General features: G+C 69.6%; 2 protein-coding genes. Both read right to left on the bottom strand.

The window, feature by feature from the left end; all coding sequences use genetic code 11:
- Positions 1–2,429 (bottom strand): aminopeptidase N (gene pepN / locus AC1D1S_RS20340; protein ID WP_476995348.1); only part of this gene is annotated, 2,429 nt, incomplete at its 3' end.
- A gap of 34 nt (positions 2,430–2,463) precedes the next feature.
- Positions 2,464–3,170 (bottom strand): YeiH family protein (locus AC1D1S_RS20335; protein WP_476995347.1); only part of this gene is annotated, 707 nt, incomplete at its 5' end.

Here is a 3,170-nt window from a genome sequence, read left to right as displayed (position 1 = left end):
ATCCGGCTGGCGATCTCGATGCTCCGGTCCGCCCAGACGTCCTCGAGGGATTCGAAGTACGGGTCGATGAACCCGGCCAGCAGGGAGGCCGCGCCGGTGTTGAACCCGGCAATCGTGGCGCCGAGGAGCTGGTTGGACAGGCCGGTGCCGTGGACGGCGGCCTCCCAGGCGGCCGCCTTGACGGCTGCCTCGGGGCGCGCGGCGAGGGCCGTGGCGTGCCCGGACTTGCCTGCCGCCGTGTTGTCCCGGGCGAGTTCCTGGTCGAGCTGCTCCTGCGAGGCCTGGCCGTTGGCCGCCAGGGCATGCCAGAGATTCCAGCGCAGTTCGGCGTCCACGGCGAGGCCTTCGATTACCGTGCTGCCGTCCAGGATGCCCCGGAGCAGGTCCAGCCGGCCGGCGTCGTAGCGGCTGGTTGCGGCAAGGGTCCGGGCCCAGGCCAATTGCTGGTCGGAACCCGGGGCTGCCGCCTGCAGCTGTTCGGCGGCTGTGGTGAGGAAGCCGTGGCGCACGGCATCGCGCTGGCCCCGGGGCACGTACCGTTCCACCGCCGTCGAGGCGTTGCCCAGCACGTTGAGGAGGACGCCGATGCCCGGCTCCGCGGGCCCGAAGCGCTCGACGGCGTCGACATAGAGTGCGGCCGGTGTAATGGCATCCCGGGCCGAGTCCCACAGCGCCGTCCAGCACAGCGCCCGCGCCATGGGGTCCTCCAGCTTGTCCAGGGAGCCGCGGACAGTGGCCTCGGAATGCGGGTCCAGCCGGACCTTGGCGTAGCTGAGGTCCTCGTCATTGACCAGCAGCAGCGCAGGCCGCGGTTTGCCGGCCAGCGCGGTCACGTCGGTCCGGGCGCCGCGCACATCGGTCTCGACACTGTCCGTGCGGACCAGGGCGCCGGCGTCGTCGAAATCGTAGAGGCCGATCCGCAGCCGGTGCGGGCGGGGCTCCTGCCGGCCGGTGGTGGGATCCACGGCATCCTGCAGGACGGTGACGGAGCTGAGCGCGCTGCTGACTTCGGTGGATTCGGTGATCTCGCTGGACAGGGTGGAGATGCCGGAGGTCTGGAGCCATTGGCGGGCCCATTCGCTGAGGTCGCGGCCGGACGCCGCGCTCAGGGCGGCCAGCAGTTCGGCGAGAGTGGTGTTGCCGTAGGCGTGGTCCCGGAAGTACTGGCGGGACCCGGCGATGAAGGCCTCGAACCCGACGTAGGCCACCAGCTGCTTAAGCACCGAAGCGCCCTTGGCGTAGGTGATGCCGTCAAAGTTCTGCTTCGCGGCTTCCAGGTCCGGGATATCGGCGACGATCGGGTGGGTGGTGGGCAGCTGGTCCTGGACGTACGCCCACGCCTTGCGGTTGTTGGCGAAGTTCACCCAGGCCGTGTCCCAGTCCGTGGTCCGGTCCACGCCGAGGGTGCCCATGTAATCCGCGAAGGATTCCTTGAGCCACAAATCATCCCACCACTTCATGGTGACGAGGTCCCCGAACCACATGTGCGCCATCTCGTGCAGGAGCGTGTTGGCGCGGGCCTGGTACTGCGAATCGGCGGCCCGGGAGGTGAAGACGTAGCTTTCGGTGAAGGTCACCAGGCCCGGGTTTTCCATGGCGCCGAGGTTGTACTCGGGGACGAACGCCTGCTCGTATTTGCCCCACGGGTAGGGGAAATCAAAGAGTTCGTTGAAGAAGGACAGCCCGTTCCTGGTGAGGCGGAACAGGGCGTCGGTGTCGAAGGATGCGGCCATGGAGGCGCGGCAGTAGAGCGCCAGCGGTACGTCCAGAACGGTGCCGTCGGCGAGCGTGCCGCGCCAGGCGTCCTCGGCCTTGAAGTACGGTCCGGCGAGGACGGTGGTGATGTAGGTGGACATCGCCTTGGTGGGCGCGAAGTCCCAGCGGCTCGTGGCGGGATCACTCGTCAGTTGGGTGCGCAGCACCTCGGCGCCGTTGGAGGACACCTGCCAGTCGGAAGGGGCCATGACGTGGAAGGTGAACTCGGCCTTCAGGTCCGGCTGTTCGAAGTTCGCGAACACCCGGCGGGCGTCGGCGGGTTCATACTGCGTGTAGAGGTAGCACTGGCCGTCGGCGGGATCGACGAAGCGGTGCATGCCCTCACCGGAGGTGCTGTACAGGGCCGTTCCCGTGATGGTGACCTGGTTCTCCGGCTGCAGGTTCTCGAGCCGGATCCGGGAACCGTCCACGACGTCGGCGACGGCGAGTCCCTTGCCGTTGAGGAAGACGCTGTGCACGCTGCCGGCGATGAAATCCACGAAGGTCGTCGCCCCGGGTTCGCTGGCCGAGAAGGAGATGATGCTGCGGCTCGTGTAGCCGGCGACGTTCGGGTCGGCCGCCTGCCGGACGTCAAGGGAGACATCATAGCTGTGAGTGGTGATGAGGGCGGCGCGGTCCGCGGCCTCGTCGCGGCTCAGATTCTGGTTTGACACCCCGCTATCTAATCACGGGAGCGTGTGTGCCCGGTCACGCCGGCGGGAACATCAGGAAGGCGGCCGCCAGCCCGAGCAGGGCGATCAGCAGCCAGGACGCCAGCGCGGCCAGCAGCGCGCGTGCGCCGGTGTGCAGCAGCTGGCCCACCCGGACGGCGGAGCCCAGCCCGAAGAGCGCCATGCCGAGCAGCAGGTCCTGGACGGTGGCGGCCGCGTCCAGGGCCGCGGGGGAGAGCCACCCGGTGGTGCGCAGGCCCGCCAGGGCCACGAATCCGATGACGAACAGCGGGACCACCGGGGGGCGCTTGGCGCCGTCGGCTGCGGTGCCCAGCCGGTGATGGAAGCCCGCGGCGGCGACCATCGGCGCCAGCAGGATCACCCGGGTGAGTTTGACGACGACGGCGACGGCCAGCGCCGCGGTACCGGCGGTCTGGGCGGTGGCGACCACCTGCCCGACGTCGTGCACGGAGGCGCCGGTCCACGCCCCGAAGATCTCCGGACCCAGGCCCAGCGGCCGCGCGAGCAACGGCAGCACACCGATCGCCAGCGTGCCGCACAAGGTCACGAGCGCCACCGGCAGCACGGTTTCCTCCTGCCGGATTCTGCGCACGGCGGCCATCGCCCCGATCGCTGACGCCCCGCAGATGGCGAATCCCGTGGCCACCAGCAGCGCCACGCGGGGCGGCAGCCGGAAGAGCCTGCTGATCCCGTACGTCCCGGCGAAAGCGGCCAGCACCACGG

Source organism: Arthrobacter sp. P1_A5, assembly GCF_056406825.1.
This window is presented reverse-complemented; position numbering and strand designations above follow the sequence as displayed.